Source organism: Corallococcus exiguus, assembly GCF_009909105.1.
In the GTDB taxonomy this organism is placed as follows: Bacteria; Myxococcota; Myxococcia; order Myxococcales; family Myxococcaceae; genus Corallococcus; species Corallococcus exiguus.
The window spans coordinates 43107-59854 of the sequence record NZ_JAAAPK010000010.1 but is presented as its reverse complement, the minus strand read 5'-3'; the positions used below and the strand labels follow the sequence as shown (position 1 = coordinate 59854).

The window sequence follows — 16748 nt, the reverse complement described above, 5'->3', positions numbered from 1 at the left end:
GCGTCCCGCAGGGAAACACCCGCATGCGAGGTGAACCATGAAGTCCAGAATCGCAGTCACGACCGCAGCGCTGCTGTTGCCGCTCGTGTCCGGAGCCGCGGGGAAGGCTCCCGCGAAGCCCGCCGCCGCGGAGAAGCAGCCCGTGGAGACGACCTACCACGGCACCGCCGTTTCGGACCCCTACCAGTGGATGGAGTCCGCCACGGAGCCGAAGGTGCAGCAGTGGACGGACACGCAGAACGCGTACACGCGCACGTACCTGGACAAGCTCCCGGGCCGTGAGCCCTTACGCCAGCGCATCACGGAGCTCCTGTCCTGGAAGTCGCCCTCCTACGGCGCCCTGGACGAACAGGGCGGCACGCTGCTGGGGCTGAAGTTCCAGCCGCCCAAGCAGCAGCCCACGCTCATCGTGGTGGGCTCGCTGGACGACACGTCGAAGGAGCGCGTGCTGGTGGACCCCACGCAGGTGGACACGTCCGGCAAGACGACCATCGACTGGTTCCAGCTGTCGCACGACGGCAAGAAGGTCGCCGTCTCCATGTCCAAGGGCGGCACGGAGAGCGGTGACGTGTCCGTGTGGGACGTGGCCACGGCGAAGGCGATGGCCAACGAGCTGGTTCCGCGCGTCAACGGCGGCACGGCGGGCGGCAGCCTCGCGTGGAACGCGCAGGGCACGGGCTTCTTCTACACGCGCTACCCGCGCGGCGAGGAGCGCCCGCCCGTGGACCGCGAGGTGTACCAGCAGGTGTACTTCCACACGCTGGGCACGCCCACGGAGAAGGACACGTACGCGCTGGGCAAGGACTTCCCGCGCATCGCGATGACGGACCTGGAGTCCAGCGACGACGGTCAGTACACCTTCGCGCGCGTGGCCAACGGCGACGGCGGCGAGTTCGACCTGTACCTGCACGGCCCCAAGGGCACGTGGACGCAGGTGGCGAAGTACGCGGACAAGGTGGTGTCGGCGCGCTTCGGCAGCGACGGCGCGGCGTACCTGCTCAGCCGCAAGGACGCGTCGAAGGGCAAGGTGCTGCGCCTGCCGCTGGCCACGCCCACGCTGGACAAGGCCACCGTGGTCGTCCCCGAGGGCAAGGCGACAGTGCAGGCCGTGGTGCCGACGAAGAGCCGCCTGTACCTGCTGGAGCAGCTGGGCGGTCCGTCGCAGCTGCGCATGGTGGACCTGACGGGCAAGGAGCTGGGGCTGGTGTCCACGCTGCCGGTGTCGTTCGTGGGCGGCCTGGTGCGCCAGGGCGCGGACGACCTGCTCATCGTCAACGGCAGCTTCACCCAGCCGGCCGCGTGGTTCCGCTTCACGGCGGCGGACAGCAAGGTGACGAAGACGGCGATGGCGCGCACGGCGCCCATCGACATGAGCGACGTGGAGGTGGTGCGCACGGAGGCCACGTCCAAGGACGGCACGAAGGTGCCGCTCTCCATCCTGAAGAAGAAGGGCACGAAGCTGAACGGGAACAACCCCACGTGGCTCACCGGCTACGGCGGCTTCAACGTGTCCATCAACCCGGGCTACAGCCCGCTGACGGGCATGTGGCTGGAGCAGGGCGGCGTGTTCGCGGTGGCGAACCTGCGCGGCGGCTCGGAGTTCGGTGAGGAGTGGCACAAGGCCGGCTCGCTCACGAACAAGCAGAACGTGTTCGACGACTTCTACGCGTGCGCGAAGCTGCTGGTGGACCAGAAGTACACGCAGCCGAAGAAGCTGGCCATCCAGGGCGGCAGCAACGGCGGCCTGCTGATGGGCGCGGCGCTGACGCAGCACCCTGAGCAGTACGGCGCGGTGGTGGCGCGCGTGGGCATCTACGACATGCTGCGCACGGAGCTGACGCCCAACGGCCAGTTCAACGTGACCGAGTACGGCTCGGTGAAGGACCCGGAGCAGTTCAAGGCGCTGTATGGCTATTCGCCGGTGCACCGCGTGAAGGACGGGACGAAGTACCCGTCGGTGCTCTTCACCTCTGGCGCCAATGACCCGCGCGTGGATCCGTTCCACTCGCGCAAGATGGTGGCCCGGATGCAGGCGGCCACGGCGTCCCCCAAGCCCATCCTGCTGCGCGCCGACGCGGAGACGGGCCACGGCATGGGCACGCCGCTGTCCTCGCGCATCGAGGAGGAGGTGGACGTCTACTCCTTCGTCTTCAACGAGCTGGGCATGACGTACAAGCCCAACGCGACGAAGAAGGTCGCCGCGCCCGCGCCGCAGTAGCCGGGCTTCTGCCTGCGCCCGTCCTCCGAGTCCTTGCGGCTCGGAAGACGGGCGTTTCTTCTTTCGGGTTTCGTGGCAGCCTCCCGCCCCATGAGCCCGCTCATCCCCTACTTCATCCTCTCGCCCGTGGTCGCGGGCGGCCTCGCGTGGTGGACGCTGACCCGTCTTGGAAAGAAGCGGAACGCGCGCGCGAAGGGCTCGCTGGACGCGGTGGTGACGCGGCTGAAGGGGCAGAAGGTGCTGGGCGCGGTGGACCTCGTCGTCCAGGACGTGTCCTGGTCCGGGGAGACGGAGCTGTCCCCGCAGAACTGCCGCATCCGCGTGGTGCTGGGCGGCCAGGACGCCAGCACCATTCCGCCGCGCTTCGAGGTGGAGAGCGCGCCCGGAGCCCCCCGGCCCCCCGCGGAGGTGCTCGCGGCGCTGCGCGTGCTGGATGCGCAGGCGACGGAGGCGCTGAAGGGCGGCGGCTGGAGCTGGCAGCGGCCCACGGTGAGCTTCGACCCGGTGGCGTAGCCTCGCGAACGCAAGTCCAGGGATTCGGATGACGGGTCGAGGAGCGCGGTGCCAGCATGCGCCGCATGTCCTCGACCTTCCTCGACTCGCTCGACACGCCCGCGCCGCTCGTGGACCTGGACCGCGTGGAGCGGAACCTCCAGCGCGTCGCGGCCTATGCCCGCGAGCATGGCCTGCGCTGGCGCCCCCATACGAAGACGCACAAGACCGAGGAACTGGGCGCGATGCAGGTCGCGGCGGGAGCCTCTGGCGTCACGGTGGCCACCCTCCTGGAAGCCGAGGTCATGGCGGCCGTGTCCGACGACGTGCTGCTCGCGTATCCGCCGGTGGGTGCGCGCAAGCTGGCACGGCTGATGGCCCTGCCCTCGCGCGTGCGACTCACCGTGGCGCTCGACTCCCTGGAGGTGCTGGAGGGGCTGGCGCGCGCGGCGCGGGATGCGGGGCGCACCGTGGGCGTGCTCGTGGAGGTGGACCTGGGCATGCGCCGCGTGGGGTTGCGCTCGCCGGACGAAGCCTTGGCCCTGGCGCGCGCGGCGGCGTCCACGTCTGGGGTGGCCTTTCGCGGGCTGACCTTCTACGCGGGCCACATCCGCGTCCCCCAGGCGGAGCTGCCCGCGGTGATGCAGTCCCAGTCCGATGCGGTCGCGACGTTCGTGGACGCACTGGAAAGCGCGGGTCTGCCGCCGGAGGTGGTCAGTGGCGGCTCCACGCCGACGCTCTGGCAATCCCATACCGTGAAGGGCCTCACGGAGATCCGTCCCGGCCTCAACGTGCTCAACGACCGCAACGCCGCGGTCATCGGTGCCTGTGATTGGACGGAGTGCGCATACTCCGTCCTGGCCACCGTGGTGAGCACGGCCGTGCCGGGACAGGTGGTCATCGACGCGGGGGCCAAGGCGCTGGTGAAGGAGGAAGGGCTGGCGCCGGGCTATGGCGTCCTGCTGGACCGGCCGGAGGTCGTGGTGAAGAACCTGTCGGAGGAGCACGGCCTGCTGGACGTGTCCGGCACGACGTGGCGCCCACGCATTGGCGAACGGGTGCGCGTGGTGCCCAACCATGTCTGTGTTTCCGTCCCGCAGCATGCGCGGCTGCACGTCGTGCGGGGTGACACGCATGTGGCCACGTGGGAGGTCGCCGCGCGCGGCTGGTGACCCCTCCCCTGGCGCCTGCCTGTCCCGCCCCGTCGTGCCTCCTGGCCGTCGGCTTCTGGCTGCTCTGCTGCCACTGGCAGGCAGGAACCCAGCCACTCCCCCTTGTCTAGCATTGAGCCAATCGCCGGAAGGACTTCCGGATGGGAGGCGGCATGCACAAGGCAAAGGGCTTCTTCGTCACAATCGCCATCGCGGGACTGTCCCTGGGAGCACCCCCGGCGCTCGCGGAGGACAGGGCGGCGCTCGATGCCCGGCTCCAGCAAGCAAAGCCTGTCGAATGCGACGTCCAGTGCGGCGACGTCATCACCCAGCACACGAAGCTCACCCATGACCTCTCCTGCCCGGGGACGGACGAGCCCGCGCTCCGCATCGAGGGTGAAGGCATCGTCCTGGACCTGGGCGGTCACACTGTGAGCCGCTCGAGTCCGGTCCAGCGAGACACCCTGGGCATCGTGGTCAGCAGCAACAGCATGGTGCGCAACGGCACGATTCGCGGCTTCGCTATCGGTGTGGAGACCGTCGGTGCAGCCTATCTGCGGCTGCATGAACTCACGTTCGTGGACAACGGCGCCGCGGTCTACAACTTCCTTGGCAACTACTTCCTCGTCACCCACTCCCGCTTCATTGGCAATAGCCTCGGGTTTGGCAGTGAAATCGACCAGGCCACTGGGACGTTCGACGTGAGGTCGAGCCATTTCGAGAACAATCTCCTCGTGATCTTCCTGGATTCCCACTCGGCCGACGTCCTCGATTCGACCTTCACGGCGAACGGGCTCGGCGTCTACTGCTTCGCCGGCGGTGCTCGCATCCGGTCGAGCACCTTCGCGCGAAACGAGGCCGTGGCCACCACGGCTCCGATCATTGGGGGCCGCGAGATCTGCGGCGCGCTCCGCTTCGAGGATTCACTCATCGCGGACAACGCGTCGTTCGCACCCGCGACGGCGCCTGTCTGGAATCTGATCCAGTTCGACATGATCAACAACCTGGCCGTGGGCAATGACAATGGCCTCGCAGTCACCGCGAGGACGGTCTATGTCCAAGGCAACACCTTCTGGGACAACGCGGGCAGCGGGCTGACCCTGGGCAACTCTCCCATCCAGAGCCTTCCGCTCATCGGCATCGTTCGCGCCAACCAGTTCCTGCGCAACGACGGTGATGGCCTGCGCGTCCTGCCGCTCAGCACGCCCACGGTGATTGGCAACGTGGCCCTGGGCAACACGGGCTGGGGCATCCACGCGCCCACCGCCTTTGACGGCGGTGGCAACGTCGCGCGGGACAACGGCGCGGGCAACTGCGAAGGCATTCTCTGCGCCCCCTACTGACCGGGCCGCGCACTCAACCGATGCGCCTCAGCTCCTGCGTCAGCAGCTCCTCCAGGTGCCGGATGTTCCGGTAGACAAGACACCGGTAGCTGGACACGTCGAAGCGCAATTCCTTCACGTCGCGCACCAGCAGCAGGGTGGGCTTGCCGCGTCCCCAGGCATAGCCCACCTCCAGATAGACATTGGGGTTCGCCAATGACAGGTCCGCGATGACGACCTTCGCGGTGTCGATGCGGTCCCGGATGCGCTGGATGATGGGCCCGTCGAAGACGGCCTGGTCCACCCGCTCGCACAGGAGCCCCGCCGCCTTCACGGGGTTCAGGATGCCGTAGTGGTAGGTGTCCTCCAGCTCCTGCGCGAAGGGCATCGCCACGAAGGCATGGGGCTTCTCGTGGGAGTTCGCTCCCGCGGAAGCCATGGGCGGCGCCTGGACGAAGCGGGACGTCCGCCGCACGCGGAAGCCCGTGGCCCCCATCAGCGGCTCCACGCCCGGCGTGAGCCCCAGCCCCAACGCCATCGCCTTGCGCAGCCGCTCCACGCGCTTGGGGTTCAGCTCCACCACCGTGATGCGCTCCAGGTCGCGGGGACCACTGCCGCGCTGGAACGCGTCCACGAAGCCGCCCACCAGGGCCAGCACGGCCTCGTCCTCGTCCAGGCCGTAGTTGGGGCCGTGCACCGTGCACGCGAGGTGACGCACCTCCTGCCGGGGCTCCAGCAGCTGGAGCGCGCGCACGGAGAACTGGCGGATCTCGTGGTAGCCGAACTGCCGCAGCCGCACCGTGCCCACGAAGAGCACCCACGGGGCGCCCAGGCTCCGGCGCGACTCGATGAAGCGGTGGTCCCCGGGGAGCAGGTCGAAGGCGTCCATGGCCACGCCCGCCCCCTCCAGCCGGCGCGCCACCGCGCCGTCCGCCCCGTGGAAGCCCTGCGCGTACTTCAGCAGCACGGCATCCGCGGCCGTCTCGCCCACATCCCCCAGGTCCACCACGACGTCCAGCGTGTCTCCCATGAGCCCGGGACTGTAGGGCGTCCCGGTCCGCCCACGCCATCCCCGGCGTCCGTCCCGCCGCGTCAGGTGGGATGAACCCAGACGTGGCGAACGCCCGTCAATCCCTGCTCAATGACGCCTCCTGCCCGCCTGGCTCTCTTTCAGGCCGCCTCCGCGCTGCCTGTGAAGCGCTTCACAGTTTCCGCCCGGGCGGGCCGGTAGCATTTGCGAACCATGTCCCTGTTCGCGCGCCTGCAGGCCCTGCTGTCCGCCCACCCGTCCGCCCCGGCCCCGGAAGCCGGACAGACGCCCGCAGCCGCCGCGGCACCCTCGGCGGCGACCAGCGCCTCGGCGGAGACGGAAGGCGCCCCCGCGCCGCCGCCCGTCTGCACACGCTACCTGCCCGCGGGCCAGGTGGTGGTGCGCGAGGGCGACCCGGGGCACTCGATGTTCGTGGTGCTGGAGGGCCGCGTCGCGGTGCTTCGCGGCGGCGACCACGGCGGCAACACGGAGGTCGGCCGCATGGGGGCCGGCGAGTTCTTCGGGGAGCTGGCGCTGCTCACCGGCACGCAGCGGACCGCCACCATCGTGACGGTGGAGGACGCCGTGCTGCTGGAGCTCACCCAGGCTGGCGTCCGGGAGCTGGGCAAGGATTACGGCGTGAAGGGGGAACAGATGCAGGTCGCCGCCCGGGAGCGCCTGCTCGCGGACGCGCTGCGCAGCAACCCGCTCATCGCCGCCCTGCCACCTGAAGTGCAGCATGAGCTGGGAGATGCCTTTGTCCCCTGCACCGTCCCCGCGGGAGAGACGCTGCTCACCCGGGGCCAGCCGGGTGACGCGCTCTACGTCCTCCTCCGGGGCCAGTGCGAGGTCTTCCACACGCACAGCGACGGCCGCCAGTCCGCCTATCCCAAGCTGGAGGAAGGCGCCCTGTTCGGGGAGATCTCCCTGCTGCGCAGCCGGCTGGCCACCGCCACCGTGCGCACCGTGACGCCCTGCACGCTGCTCAAGCTGGAGCGCGACGTGTTCAAGAAGGCCTTCCTGGGCCAGCCCGACCTGCGCGGCGCCCTGGTGCGCCTGGGCCTGGAGCGGCTCAAGCACACCATCGAAGTCATGGGCGAAACAAAGTAGTCCGCCGTCCCGCGCAATCCCAGACATGATGAAGCGCTGGGTTCTACCGCAATGCCTTTCGGGCACCGGTGGACCACAGCGCCCAGGCCATCAGCACGGGCTGGAAGAACAGCCGGACCAGGCGCTTCCGGTCCGTATCCAGGCCGAACGCGGAGAGGCGCTTGTCGTACTGATGCAGGTTGCCGGGGAAGACCGCCGCGAAGAAGGCCGCCAGTCCCAGCCCCAGGGGAATCCGGTGGCGCTTGTCGAAGAGCAGGGACAGCCCGAGGCCGATTTCGGCCACGCCGGAGAGCAGGACGACGAGGTCCTTGTCCATGGGAACCCAGTCCGGCACCTGCGCCTGGAAGGGCCCTCGCGCGAAGGAGAGATGGCCCGTGCCGGCGCCGACCATGAACGAGCCCAGCACCCCACGCCCCACGTTCTGCAAAGGCGTTGTCCTGGCTTCCTGCAGCACGGTCACCTCCGCTCCAGTTCAATTCCAATCGTTGGAAGGTGAGGTGGCGAAGTGAAGGGTGCAATCCAGGGGTGAGCCCGCCTTCTCGCTAGGGGGACGGGCAAGAGGGCACGAGTCCCCGCCGCCGCGCGGCGTCCTCCAGGTAGGCGCGCACCACGGGCATCAGCGGCAAGCGCAGCGCGGTCTCCACGTCGATCCACCGGGCCCACACCACCTCGCGCTGGTCGAGCACGAGCCGGGGCTCTGTATCGAGCTCCATCTCGACGAAGTGACACGAGTCCCGCTTGAACTCGTCCCTGTGATGCAGCTCGCACACGACGCGCAGACTCGATGCCGGCACTTGCAGGCCCACCTCCTCGCGCAGCTCCCGCGCGCCCGTCTCTTCCGGAGATTCGCCGCGGTTCCTGCCGCCGCCCGGCAACGAGAAGGCCTGCTTGTAGGAGTTCTGCAGGAGCAGCACCTCACGCCCCCGCCACACCCCCACGAGCGTGCCCTCCGTGCGCGGACGACGCACGAACCACCACGCGAGCGCCAGGTGATACGCGCCACGGTAGGCCACGCGCATGAGGGGATCGATCGGGGTGCTCATGCGGACGATGGTATCCGGACGCGGCGAGGCCACGGCGTCCGCGCGACCCGGACGGAGAGTCCGTGTCAACGTGGAGGGCATGGGCCCATCCCAGATGGCGCCCGCCCTGCTCCAACAGATGCAGCAGCAGGCACGCGCGGGTCAGGCCGCCGGGCGCGAGGCCGCCGCGGGCCAGGTGGGCGACTTCTACGAGGCGAACCGCGAGCCGCTCAACCGGCCCGCGACGGCCTCCAACATCTGGGAGTTCTCGATGCGCGAAACCGCGTTCTTCCGGCAGCAGCCGCTGGGGGTGAGCATGGCGGCGTCGCTGATGAGCGGCGAGACCCGCGCGCACCTCATCACGGGCAGCGCGCTCCTCCAGGCGGGCGGAGCGCTCCTGCAGCGCATCCTGCCGTAGCAGGCCGTCGCGAACTCAGCCGTGGATCAGCTCCCCGGCCTCCAGCATCGCGACGAACTTCTCAATCCTGCGCACGCGCGTCTCCGGCTTCTTCGCGTCGTGGAGCCGGAAGAGGATGGCGAAGCGGTTGGCGCCCTTGAGCGCGGCGAAGGCCGCCTTCGCCTTCGGGTTCTTCTCCAGCGCGAGCGTCAGGTCCTCCGGCACCTCCATGGTCCTCTGCCCCGCGTACGCCGCCTCCCAGCGGCCATCCGCGCGCGCGGACTCCACCTCGCGCAGGCCCGCGGGCTTCATGCGCCCGGAGGCGACCAGGGCCTCCACCTTGCCGCAGTTGATCTTCGACCACTTGCTGCGCGGCTTGCGCGGCGTGAAGCGCTGGAGCCAGTACTCCGCGTCGAACGCGCCCTTCTGCCCATCAATCCAGCCGTAGCAGAGCGCCACCTCCAGCGCCTGCGCATACGTCACGGACGGGATACCGGACTCGAACTTGGCGAGCTTCACCCAGACGCCCGGCGCGTCGACGTGGTTCTTCTCCAGCCACTTCTCCCACGCCTTCTCGGACGCGAAGGGCACGACGGGGAGCTCCTGCTTCGCCTTCGCCTTCATGCGGTGCAACGCCTTTCCCTGTCCCGCGCCTCGCGCCGGGTTCCTGACAATCCCACTCTATCGGCGGAAGGCAGCCCGGACGGAAGCGGTTATGAAACACGCCATGGCTGAAACCCCCCACGCTCCTCCGCCGAACGCCGTGCCGCCCTCGCTCGCCCGCGTGGCCTTCCACGCCGTGGCAGCCGGGCTCACCCCGCTCATCCCCGTGCCCTTCCTGGACGACTACGCCCTGCGTCAGGTGCGCGAGCAGTCCGTGCGAGACCAACTCAAGGAGCGGGGCCTGAAGGCGCCAGACAAGGCCGTGGCGGTGCTCGCCGGCTCATACGACGCGCGCAGTCTGGGCGGACGGCTGGTGTCCTATCTCAAGGCCGTGGCGCTCTTCCCCGTGCGCAAGGTGTTCCGCAAGGTCTTCTTCGTCCTCTGGGTGAAGGACTGCGTCGACCTGACGAGCGCATGCCTCCACCATGGCTACCTGCTGCACCACGCGCTGGAGCGAGGCGACCTGGACGCGGCCTCACTCCAGACAGATGCGCCCAGCGTGGTGCAGGCCGCCATCATCGCCGCCTGCTCGGAGATGGACGCCCGGCCCGTCAACCAGGCGCTGCGCCGCATCTTCCGCAGCAGCCGGGTGCTGCTGGCCGAGGCCACGCGCGTCTTCCTGGATCCGAAGCGCGGCCCTCGCGTGCCCGACCCGAAGACCGAGAACGCGGAGGTGAGGTCGCTCACGGACCTGCTCATCCAGGAACTGTGGGAGGAGCGTGGCTACTTCACCGCGCTGGAGGCTCACTACGACAAGCACCTGAAGCGCGACCGCATACCCGAGGAGCCCCGGGCCGCGACGGGGACCTGATCACGGCGCGGGCGCGGCGGCGGTCTCCAGCGGCGCGCGGATGCGGGCGGAGAAGTCGTCCCGCCCCTGCGCGGCCAGCGCTCGCGCGTTGATGTGGTAGCGCTGGCGGACCTGCTCCAGCGGCGCGTCCGTGTCGATGATGCCCAGCTCGTACGCGAGCGCATCCGAGAACGCCGGCATCAGCGTGCGGTGGTCATACGGCACGTTCTTCGTGGCCACCTTCTCGAAGTGATGCACCAGGTTGGTGGTGCAGTTGCTGGTGAGCGTGTCGTAGAACTCCGGCTGCGTGTGCAGCCCGTTCATCCGCTGCACCATGTCCATGAAGAACGCGGTGATGCGCTCCTTCGACGCGTTCACCGGATACACATAAACGTCGTCATGGCGGAAGTTGGAGCGCAGCTGCACCAGGTCCCGCTCGTCACCCACGACGTAGGTGATTTCAAAACGGCGGAACAGGCCGCCCAGCGCGGAGAAGGTCTCGCCCTGCTCGCGCCGCACCTCCACGGAGAACACCACGTGGCGGCCGTCCTGGAAGCCGAAGCTCACCATCGTGTGCGCGGCGCCGTAGAAGCCGGAGAACGGCTCCACGATGAACGACGCGTCCGTGAGCGCGGCCGTGTCGTAGGTGGCCGTGTACCAGGCGGGGTCCCAGTCCGTGGTGCTGCGGTAGCGGAAGTCGCGCACGTCGTGCAGCGTCACCTGCGTCCCGGCCACCTCCGCCCACGGCGCCCGCACCAGGTCCGGCGCCCAATCCCGCGAGTTGGAGGGCTGGAACGTCCGCACCCACCCGTACACGGACAGACAACCCAACAGCATCACCGCCACGCTCCAGCGCCGCGAACGCCGCCGCCAGGCCGCCACCGCCAGGGCCACCAGGGCCACCGCGACGAGGCCCCGGGCCACGTGCGGTCCCTCCGTTCCCGTCCCCGTCAGGACCAGGGCCAGCGAGGCCCAGACGCCCCCCATGAGGAGCACGAGCCCCGACACGGCGTTCTTCCAGATGCGCATGCGGCCGAGTATCCGCGCCCCACGTCGCTCGTGTCACGGACGCGTATTGTGGGTGCAGCCCCGGCGGGCGGCCGGGCGCGGATCCGCCCTCCCAGGAAGGACCGGGATTTGTCGCAACCGCCTACCTTGACCGCTTTTCCCCGGGTGTGCGACGAAAGGGGGGTCCCCAGCTTCCAGGAGTCACACCCCATGAGCGACGAACGCGAAGACACGACCGTTTACAAGGTCGTCGTCAACCACGAAGAGCAGTACTCCATCTGGCCCGCGGACCGTGAGAACGCGCTGGGCTGGAAGGACGCCGGCAAGCAGGGCCTGAAGGCCGAGTGCCTGGAGTACATCAAGGAGGTCTGGACGGACATGCGTCCCCTGAGCCTCCGCAAGAAGATGGAAGAGGACGCAGCCCGCAACAAGAACTGAAGGCCGCGTGCGCTTCCCACCGCGCCCTCCCCGCTTCAACGGGGAGGGTGGGCCGGCCCCGTTAGAGGTCCGGCGGAGGCCTGACGCCCAGGTGGCAGGCGCGCAGGGCAAGCTGGGTGCGGTTCTCCGCGCCCAGCTTGCGGTAGAGCTGCGTGACGTGTGACTTCACGGTGCGCTCGGCGATTTGAAGGTGCGCGGCGATCTTCAGGTTGTCCGCCCCGCCCGCCACGTACTGCAGCACCTCGCGCTCGCGCTGCGTGAGCAGCAACAAGACGCTCGCCGTGGGTGATGTCACCGGCGGATGCTCGAAGTCGTTGCGCAGCAGTTGCACCGGGAAGAGGCGCTCGCCCCGCACCAGCGACTGCACCGCGGAGGACACCGCGTTCACGCCCAGCCCCGCGCGGAAGAGATACCCGGAGGCTCCCTCGTCGAAGCACTGGGAGATGACCTCCGGCGTGCTCACCGCGGACAAGAGCAGCATGCGCACTTCCAGCCGGCGCTTGCGGGCCTCTCGCAAGAGGTTGAGCCCCTCCGTCACGGAGCATCCGATGGCGGCTTCGCCGTCGCTCTCCACGTCGAGGATGGCCACCTGAGGTGGATCCGTGCCGAGCCCATCCAGGAAGCCGCGCACGTCGCGCGTCACCGAAGTGGAATGACCCTCACCCCGAAGCCCATCGGACAGGCCCTGCCAGGCCGCCCACGGTCCTTCGAGAATTGAAATACGAACTGCCGATTGATTCGCTGCCATGCGATGGCCCCCCAGCCGTCGTGGCGAATTGCATTCAATGCTACCTGTCGACTTCAACCTGCCCCGGAGTCGGTGGAACCGCGGCGGAACTTCCGCCTGTGCTGAGCGTGCGAGAACCGCGCTTCAACTCCATCCGGGGGTCCTGTCACTGCTGCCCTGCGGACTGCGCCTGCGACTGCCGAACTGGCCCGTTCGGGCCGAACCTCCTTTTTCGTTTCAAGCAAATCCAGCCAACCGAGACCCTAACATCATCCAAGGCCTCATGCGAACGGACCCGCGCAGGACTGTCAATTGCGCACGGAACGCATGGAAATCCAGGGCCTCGTCCGTCAGGTCGTGATCGCTGTCGCCTCAGGGACACACGTTCCGCGTCCACATTCGGATGTTTTACTCGGTGTTTCGTCCAATGCCCGGGCAGGGACGCCCGCATGCGCGCGGATGGCGCGTCCTGGATGGCAAGGGCGTATGCTGTGCGTCCCGCGCGCATGACTCCCTCCGCCCCCGCACCCCATGTCGACGTCGCCACGCCCGAGCGGGTGGCCCTGTCCCTGCCCGTGGCCGGCATCGGCTACCGCTGTCTCGCGTGGCTGGTGGACGCGAACCTGCTGTTCTTCTTCTGGGTGGCGCTCTACTTCGTCATCACCCTGCTAGTGTCCGACGTGCTGGGGGCGTTCCAGGCGCTGTCGGGGCTCACGCAAACACTGCTCGCGGTGGGCCTCTTCGCCACGCAATGGATGTACTGGACGCTGGCGGAGGTCTTCTTCCATGGACAGACACCCGGCAAGCGCGTGATGCACATCCGGGTGGTGCGCGAGGATGGCTCACCGGTGGGCTTCTTCGAGAGCGCGGTGAGAAACCTGTGTCGCGCGGTGGACTTCCTGCCGGTGCTCTACGCCACCGGTTGCATCACCATGCTGCTGGACTCACGCCACCGCCGGTTGGGAGACATGCTCGCCGGCACCGTGCTGGTGCGTGAGGAGGCCATCGACCTGGACAAGTACACGCAGGCGCCCGCGGTGGACGCTCCGGCCGCTGACGCGGGCGTGCAGCGCCCCCTGAACGCGGAGGACGTGGAGCTGGTGCTGACGTTCCTTTCGCGCGCGCCCGGCCTGGAGCCGGAGGTGCGGCGGCGGCTGGGCACCAGGCTGGTGGACCGCGTGGGCGCATCCCTGACGGACGAGGAGCGCACGCGGGTGCTCCAGTCGCCGGAGGCCACGGAGGCCTTCCTGCGCACGCGCGCGAAGGCGGTCCACTGACATGGCCACGCCCCTGCCCACGTTCGTCACGCGGCGCCGGCCGGACTGGGACGCGCTCCAGTCCCTGCTGACGCGCCAGCGCGCGGGCCGCTTGAGCCTGGCGGAGCTGCGCACGCTGGACACGCTGTACCGGCGCGCGGCCGCGGACCTGGCGCAGGCACAGACGTTCTATCCAGGCACGGACGCGCACCGGTTCCTCAACCAGCTGTGCGCGCAGGCGTATGGCGCCATCTACCAGCCGCCGCGCGAGCGCTGGGCCTCCACGCGCGACTTCTTCCGGCGGGACTTCCCCGCCACCCTGCGCCGCGAGGCGCGCTTCGTGGGCGTGAGCGCGGGCTTGCTGGTGCTGGGACTGCTGCTGGGCGCGTTGGTGGTGACGCTGGAGCCGCGCGGCGCGGAGCTGCTGGTGCCGGAGGGCGTGCGGCGCTACGTGGCGCAGGGGCGCATGTGGACGGATGATTTGTTGTCCGTGGCGCCGCCCAATGCCGTGGCCTCCGGCATCGCGACCAACAACCTCACCGTCACGCTGTTCGCGTTCGCGTCCGGCATCCTGCTGGGCGTGGGGCCCATCTTCACGCTCGTGAACAACGGCGTGCTCATTGGCGCGGTGGGGGCGCTGTGCTTCCGCGAAGGCATGATGACGGGCTTCCTGGACTTCATCGCCGCGCACGGGCCCGTGGAGCTGTCCATCATCGTCATCGCGGGCGGCGCGGGGCTGATGGTGGGCCAGGCGCTCATCGACCCCGGCGAGCTGCCGCGCGCGCAGGCGCTCCAGGCGCGCGGGCGTGAAGCCGTGAAGCTGGTGGTGGGCTGCGCGCCCTTCCTCGCCGGTATCGGCTTCGTGGAGGGCTTCATCTCCCCGGGCCACCTGTTCCCCACCTGGGCCAAGGTGGGGCTGGGCCTGTCGCTGGGAGTGCTCTTCTGGTTCTACCTGTTGCGCGCGGGAAGGACGGACGCGGGCGTGGCGCGCGTGGACGTACCGGACGCCATGGCCTCCAGCCGCTTGCGCTGACGGTGCTTGAGGATGCGCTCGTAGGCGTCATTGACCTCGCGCATCTGCTCAGCGGAGCCGCCCCGGTCCGGGTGCCGCTCCAGGGCCAGCGCGTGGAAGCGCGCGCGAATCACGTCCGGCGTATCCAACGGCGACACGCCCAGCGTCTGGTACGGGCACTGCTCCTGGACGGCGGAGAGCCACTTGTCCAGGCGGTCCTTCACCTCCACGAAGCGCGCGTCCGCGTCCGCGGTGTCCTTCACCGGGTGCGTGCGCATCTTCGCGTCCGCGCGGAAGACCTCGCTGTAGGTGCTGGACACCCAGCGGTGGCACGAACCACACCGGTAGTACTTCACCCGGGTTCCGGGCTGGAGTGTCATCATCACGCCGCAGTGGGTGCACTCCACCGTGACGTTCTCCAGTGTCTGCCAGCTCGCGGCCGCCGCACTCATGGTGACTTCGTCCTCCGTTCGCAACACGCCTGTAGCACCGGCAAACTCCCACAGTCGGCGATCCCGTCAAGAAAATGTCGCGAACGACCCGGGGGGTCCCCCCGGCGCGCTGCCGGGCTTCCCGGGATTCGGGTAGAACGAGGCCCATGCGACCGCTCCTCGCCGCCGCCCTGCTCCTGACCGCCGCCGCGCACGCCCAGGCCCCGTCGGCCCCCCCGGCCGCGGCGCCCAAGGCCGCCCCGAAGCCCGACAAGGCCCCCGTGGAGCGCGCCGCCCCCGCCCGCCCCCCGGTGGATACCGGAACCTCCGGCGCCGCGGACCAGCCCCTCCTGAGGGGCCTGTTGTGGGCGGCGGAGCCCGCGCCGGAGGAGATCCGCACGCTCGCCATCGAGGACCTGGCGCTCCTGGGTGACCCGCGCGCCCTGGACCCGCTGGCCGCGTTCATCTGGGACCCGAACCCGCGCATCCAGCAGGCCGCGTTGCGCGCGGTGGCCCTCTTCCAGCACCGCCGCGCCGAAGAGATCCTGGGCAACGTCGTGCGCCACCCGCGCCTGCCGGACGCGCTCAAGATTCAAGCGCTGGGAGGTCTTCTGTATCAACGCACCCCCACCGCCCGCCGGGTGGTGCAGGACGTGGCCGCGGACAGCCGCGTGGGCTACGCGGTGCAGAACGCCGCGCGCTCGGTGGCGTCGCAGTGGGAAGCCGCCCCGGCCGCCGCGCCCTGAAACACGCCTGCCTGTCTGCTCTCCAGCCCTGACGCCCCTCTGCCCCGCCGGGCCGATTCCTGGAGTGCGCGCGTGTATGGGTTAGACTGGGGCGCATGAAGATCACCCCCCTCGACATCCGGCAGAAGCGCTTCGAGACGGTGATGCGCGGCTTCGCGCGTCCCGAAGTGGGCGCGTACCTGGAGCTGATCGCCGGCGAGTTCGAGGAAGTGGTGAAGGAGAACATCGCGCTCAAGGAGGAGCTGAAGCGCACGCAGGCGCGGCTCGAGCAGCATCAGGAGCGCGAGCGCACCCTCCAGGAGACGATGGTCACCGCCCAGCGCATCAGCGAGGACCTGAAGGACGCCGCGAAGAAGGAAGCGGAGATCATCATCGCGGACGCGGAGCACCAGGCGGAGAAGATCGTCCACGGCGCGCACCAGCGGCTGGTGCAGGTGGTGGAAGACATCAACGAGCTCAAGCGCCAGCGCACCCAGTTCGAGTCGCAGGTGCGCTCCGTGGTGGAGGCCCACCGCAAGCTGCTGGAGACGTTCGCCGCGCCCACCTTCGCGGACCGCGACTACGCGCGCGTGGAGGACAACGTCGCGTTCCTGTCGCAGAAGAAGGCCACCTCCAACGACTAGCGTTGCCCGCATGCCCGCCCCCTGGCTCAAATCAGTGCAGACAGGGGTGGAGCTGACGGTGCTCGTCCAGCCGCGCGCGTCCCGTACCAAGGTGGTGGGCGAGCATGACGGCCAGCTGAAGATTCAACTCGCCGCGCCGCCCGTGGATGGTGAAGCGAATGCGGCCCTGGTGGAATTCATCGCCAAAACACTGGGCGTGCCGCGTCGCCAGGTGACACTCGTGGCGGGTGACACGTCGCGCCGTAAGCGATTGAGGGTGGAAGGGGTTGATGCGGCGGCGGCCGAGGCTGTTATCTCTGGTGGACCGTGAGG

General features: G+C 69.2%; 20 protein-coding genes. 13 read left to right on the top strand and 7 right to left on the bottom strand.

Annotated elements, in window-relative coordinates; translation table 11 throughout:
- Positions 1-37: 37 nt before the first annotated feature.
- The 4 genes from GTZ93_RS31160 to GTZ93_RS31145 all read left to right on the top strand — a co-directional run bounded on the left by GTZ93_RS31160 (position 38) and on the right by GTZ93_RS31145 (position 5204).
- Complete coding sequence (locus GTZ93_RS31160) at positions 38-2218, top strand: prolyl oligopeptidase family serine peptidase (protein WP_139920460.1); 2181 nt, start codon at positions 38-40, stop codon at positions 2216-2218.
- 90 nt (positions 2219-2308) lie between these two features.
- Positions 2309-2731, top strand: coding sequence for a hypothetical protein (locus GTZ93_RS31155; RefSeq protein WP_139920458.1), 423 nt, complete (start codon positions 2309-2311; stop codon positions 2729-2731).
- Between the two features lie 56 nt (positions 2732-2787).
- Positions 2788-3882 (top strand): alanine racemase, encoded by a 1095-nt coding sequence (locus tag GTZ93_RS31150; RefSeq protein WP_180946125.1) that lies wholly within the window; start codon positions 2788-2790, stop codon positions 3880-3882.
- A 152-nt stretch (positions 3883-4034) separates the two neighbouring features.
- Complete coding sequence (locus GTZ93_RS31145) at positions 4035-5204, top strand: right-handed parallel beta-helix repeat-containing protein (RefSeq protein ID WP_139920456.1); 1170 nt, start codon at positions 4035-4037, stop codon at positions 5202-5204.
- 13 nt (positions 5205-5217) lie between these two features.
- On the opposite strand, the gene GTZ93_RS31140 is transcribed toward GTZ93_RS31145, so the two are convergent.
- Entirely contained in the window at positions 5218-6213 is a 996-nt protein-coding gene (locus tag GTZ93_RS31140; protein WP_139920454.1) for a TIR domain-containing protein, read from the bottom strand.
- 213 nt (positions 6214-6426) lie between these two features.
- Here GTZ93_RS31140 and GTZ93_RS31135 point away from each other — a divergent pair, with 213 nt between their 5' ends.
- Positions 6427-7323 (top strand): cyclic nucleotide-binding domain-containing protein, encoded by an 897-nt coding sequence (locus GTZ93_RS31135; protein ID WP_139920452.1) that lies wholly within the window; start codon positions 6427-6429, stop codon positions 7321-7323.
- Between the two features lie 43 nt (positions 7324-7366).
- On the opposite strand, the gene GTZ93_RS31130 is transcribed toward GTZ93_RS31135, so the two are convergent.
- Positions 7367-7783: a DoxX family protein gene (locus GTZ93_RS31130; RefSeq protein ID WP_257979355.1), complete on the bottom strand. Its 417-nt coding sequence runs from the start codon at positions 7781-7783 to the stop codon at positions 7367-7369.
- A gap of 82 nt (positions 7784-7865) precedes the next feature.
- The gene (locus GTZ93_RS31125) at positions 7866-8366 is read right to left on the bottom strand and encodes an NUDIX hydrolase (RefSeq protein WP_139920450.1); all 501 of its coding nucleotides are present in this window, start codon (positions 8364-8366) and stop codon (positions 7866-7868) included.
- Between the two features lie 79 nt (positions 8367-8445).
- Between GTZ93_RS31125 and GTZ93_RS31120 the strand changes: the two genes are divergently transcribed.
- Positions 8446-8763, top strand: a complete 318-nt coding sequence (locus GTZ93_RS31120) for a hypothetical protein (RefSeq protein ID WP_139920448.1) — start codon at positions 8446-8448, stop codon at positions 8761-8763.
- Between the two features lie 15 nt (positions 8764-8778).
- Here GTZ93_RS31120 and GTZ93_RS31115 read toward each other — a convergent pair whose 3' ends face one another.
- Positions 8779-9366 carry a YdeI/OmpD-associated family protein gene (locus tag GTZ93_RS31115; RefSeq protein ID WP_139920446.1) on the bottom strand — a complete coding sequence of 196 codons (588 nt, stop codon included), beginning with the start codon at positions 9364-9366 and terminating at the stop codon, positions 8779-8781.
- A 103-nt stretch (positions 9367-9469) separates the two neighbouring features.
- Here GTZ93_RS31115 and GTZ93_RS31110 point away from each other — a divergent pair, with 103 nt between their 5' ends.
- Entirely contained in the window at positions 9470-10216 is a 747-nt protein-coding gene (locus GTZ93_RS31110; RefSeq protein WP_167548519.1) for a hypothetical protein, read from the top strand.
- On the opposite strand, the gene GTZ93_RS31105 is transcribed toward GTZ93_RS31110, so the two are convergent.
- Positions 10217-11224: an Lnb N-terminal periplasmic domain-containing protein gene (locus GTZ93_RS31105; RefSeq protein WP_139920442.1), complete on the bottom strand. Its 1008-nt coding sequence runs from the start codon at positions 11222-11224 to the stop codon at positions 10217-10219. It lies immediately after the preceding gene.
- A 189-nt stretch (positions 11225-11413) separates the two neighbouring features.
- Between GTZ93_RS31105 and GTZ93_RS31100 the strand changes: the two genes are divergently transcribed.
- Positions 11414-11641 carry an MbtH family protein gene (locus tag GTZ93_RS31100; RefSeq protein WP_014397734.1) on the top strand — a complete coding sequence of 76 codons (228 nt, stop codon included), beginning with the start codon at positions 11414-11416 and terminating at the stop codon, positions 11639-11641.
- A 61-nt stretch (positions 11642-11702) separates the two neighbouring features.
- Here GTZ93_RS31100 and fruA read toward each other — a convergent pair whose 3' ends face one another.
- Positions 11703-12389 carry a response regulator transcription factor FruA gene (gene fruA, locus GTZ93_RS31095; protein WP_043321786.1) on the bottom strand — a complete coding sequence of 229 codons (687 nt, stop codon included), beginning with the start codon at positions 12387-12389 and terminating at the stop codon, positions 11703-11705.
- 485 nt (positions 12390-12874) lie between these two features.
- On the opposite strand from fruA, the gene GTZ93_RS31090 reads away from it, so the two are divergent.
- Together GTZ93_RS31090 and GTZ93_RS31085 are read left to right on the top strand one after the other, a co-directional pair.
- Positions 12875-13645: an RDD family protein gene (locus tag GTZ93_RS31090; protein WP_180946124.1), complete on the top strand. Its 771-nt coding sequence runs from the start codon at positions 12875-12877 to the stop codon at positions 13643-13645.
- A gap of 1 nt (position 13646) precedes the next feature.
- Entirely contained in the window at positions 13647-14657 is a 1011-nt protein-coding gene (locus GTZ93_RS31085; protein WP_139920438.1) for a stage II sporulation protein M, read from the top strand.
- On the opposite strand, the gene GTZ93_RS31080 is transcribed toward GTZ93_RS31085, so the two are convergent.
- On the bottom strand, positions 14573-15088 hold the full coding sequence (locus tag GTZ93_RS31080) for a J domain-containing protein (RefSeq protein ID WP_139920436.1): 516 nt from the start codon (positions 15086-15088) through the stop codon (positions 14573-14575). The genes GTZ93_RS31085 and GTZ93_RS31080 overlap by 85 nt on opposite strands.
- Positions 15089-15234: 146 nt before the next feature.
- Between GTZ93_RS31080 and GTZ93_RS31075 the strand changes: the two genes are divergently transcribed.
- From GTZ93_RS31075 to GTZ93_RS31065, 3 genes are all read left to right on the top strand, one after another.
- On the top strand, positions 15235-15813 hold the full coding sequence (locus GTZ93_RS31075; protein WP_161663164.1) for a HEAT repeat domain-containing protein: 579 nt from the start codon (positions 15235-15237) through the stop codon (positions 15811-15813).
- A 95-nt stretch (positions 15814-15908) separates the two neighbouring features.
- Positions 15909-16436: a DivIVA domain-containing protein gene (locus GTZ93_RS31070; RefSeq protein ID WP_014397740.1), complete on the top strand. Its 528-nt coding sequence runs from the start codon at positions 15909-15911 to the stop codon at positions 16434-16436.
- A gap of 10 nt (positions 16437-16446) precedes the next feature.
- Positions 16447-16746, top strand: a complete 300-nt coding sequence (locus GTZ93_RS31065; RefSeq protein ID WP_139924090.1) for a DUF167 domain-containing protein — start codon at positions 16447-16449, stop codon at positions 16744-16746.
- The last annotated feature ends 2 nt before the right edge of the window (positions 16747-16748 follow it).

Coding starts and splice junctions, on each gene's coding strand:
- GTZ93_RS31160 (WP_139920460.1), top strand. CDS start 38: ATGAAGTCCAGAATCGCAGTCACGACCGCAGCGCTGCTGTTGCCGCTC.
- GTZ93_RS31155 (WP_139920458.1), top strand. CDS start 2,309: ATGAGCCCGCTCATCCCCTACTTCATCCTCTCGCCCGTGGTCGCGGGC.
- GTZ93_RS31150 (WP_180946125.1), top strand. CDS start 2,788: ATGCGCCGCATGTCCTCGACCTTCCTCGACTCGCTCGACACGCCCGCG.
- GTZ93_RS31145 (WP_139920456.1), top strand. CDS start 4,035: ATGCACAAGGCAAAGGGCTTCTTCGTCACAATCGCCATCGCGGGACTG.
- GTZ93_RS31140 (WP_139920454.1), bottom strand. CDS start 6,213: ATGGGAGACACGCTGGACGTCGTGGTGGACCTGGGGGATGTGGGCGAG.
- GTZ93_RS31135 (WP_139920452.1), top strand. CDS start 6,427: ATGTCCCTGTTCGCGCGCCTGCAGGCCCTGCTGTCCGCCCACCCGTCC.
- GTZ93_RS31125 (WP_139920450.1), bottom strand. CDS start 8,366: ATGAGCACCCCGATCGATCCCCTCATGCGCGTGGCCTACCGTGGCGCG.
- GTZ93_RS31120 (WP_139920448.1), top strand. CDS start 8,446: ATGGGCCCATCCCAGATGGCGCCCGCCCTGCTCCAACAGATGCAGCAG.
- GTZ93_RS31115 (WP_139920446.1), bottom strand. CDS start 9,366: ATGAAGGCGAAGGCGAAGCAGGAGCTCCCCGTCGTGCCCTTCGCGTCC.
- GTZ93_RS31110 (WP_167548519.1), top strand. CDS start 9,470: ATGGCTGAAACCCCCCACGCTCCTCCGCCGAACGCCGTGCCGCCCTCG.
- GTZ93_RS31105 (WP_139920442.1), bottom strand. CDS start 11,224: ATGCGCATCTGGAAGAACGCCGTGTCGGGGCTCGTGCTCCTCATGGGG.
- GTZ93_RS31100 (WP_014397734.1), top strand. CDS start 11,414: ATGAGCGACGAACGCGAAGACACGACCGTTTACAAGGTCGTCGTCAAC.
- fruA (WP_043321786.1), bottom strand. CDS start 12,389: ATGGCAGCGAATCAATCGGCAGTTCGTATTTCAATTCTCGAAGGACCG.
- GTZ93_RS31090 (WP_180946124.1), top strand. CDS start 12,875: ATGACTCCCTCCGCCCCCGCACCCCATGTCGACGTCGCCACGCCCGAG.
- GTZ93_RS31085 (WP_139920438.1), top strand. CDS start 13,647: ATGGCCACGCCCCTGCCCACGTTCGTCACGCGGCGCCGGCCGGACTGG.
- GTZ93_RS31080 (WP_139920436.1), bottom strand. CDS start 15,088: ATGAGTGCGGCGGCCGCGAGCTGGCAGACACTGGAGAACGTCACGGTG.
- GTZ93_RS31075 (WP_161663164.1), top strand. CDS start 15,235: ATGCGACCGCTCCTCGCCGCCGCCCTGCTCCTGACCGCCGCCGCGCAC.
- GTZ93_RS31070 (WP_014397740.1), top strand. CDS start 15,909: ATGAAGATCACCCCCCTCGACATCCGGCAGAAGCGCTTCGAGACGGTG.
- GTZ93_RS31065 (WP_139924090.1), top strand. CDS start 16,447: ATGCCCGCCCCCTGGCTCAAATCAGTGCAGACAGGGGTGGAGCTGACG.